The organism is Aldersonia kunmingensis (assembly GCF_001646865.1).
GTDB classification, from domain to species: Bacteria; Actinomycetota; Actinomycetes; order Mycobacteriales; family Mycobacteriaceae; genus Aldersonia; species Aldersonia kunmingensis.
On the sequence record NZ_LRRB01000031.1, the window covers coordinates 1 to 717 of the forward strand.

Sequence of the window (717 nt, forward strand, 5' to 3'; positions counted from 1 at the left end):
GCGTGGGGGCAAAGCTTCGCCCCCGTTTACACAATTTGCCCACGGGAAGCGGGTGTCGCGGAGCGCCATGTGCCGTGTCCCACGGGTGACTTGGCGCCGAGTTGGTGCGAGGAAGAGCCTGCTCAGGCAACGGGAGCCCGATTACATCTCCGCCCAGCAATCCGGCTGAGACCCGTCGACATCGGTGAATCCGTACTCGCGGGCGAGATCGGCGGCTGTGACCGAGTGCTGATTCCACCGCGCGTGCTCCGGGTCGGCGGCGACTGCTGCCACCGCGCGCCCGACGAAACGTGGCGTCTCCGAGTCCGCGAAGCCGGGTGGTGAGACCGGGCCGTCGGTGCGCGCGGGGTTGAGCGCGTTGCGCCAATTCTCCTCGCGCACACCGTAAGCCGCGAGCATCATTTCCGACCGCAGCCAGCCGGGTGTGAGCGCGAACGCCGTTGCGCCGTGCGGGCGCAATTCGTGTCCCTGCGAATAGCCGAGCCGATTGATCGAGGTCTTCACCAGGTCGTAGAAGACGGAGAGCCGGTAGTGGTCCGCGTTGTAGGCGGTGGTTCCGTCGGTTACCTCGACGAGTAGGCCGCCCGGACGCTCGATCAACAATGGCAGCAGCCGGTGCGAGGTGATCAGGTGTGTCTCGATGCCGAGGCGCAGCATCCGCAGGCCTGAATCCAGGTCCAACTCCCAAATCGGCGTGTCCCAGTTGGCCGGACCGCC

The 717-nt window shown here is 66.5% G+C and carries 1 protein-coding gene; it reads right to left on the reverse strand.

All coding sequences use genetic code 11. The features are described from left to right. Positions 1 to 141: 141 nt before the first annotated feature. On the reverse strand, positions 142 to 717 hold a 576-nt coding region (locus A8G08_RS27355), incomplete at its 5' end, for an SDR family oxidoreductase (RefSeq protein WP_483757003.1).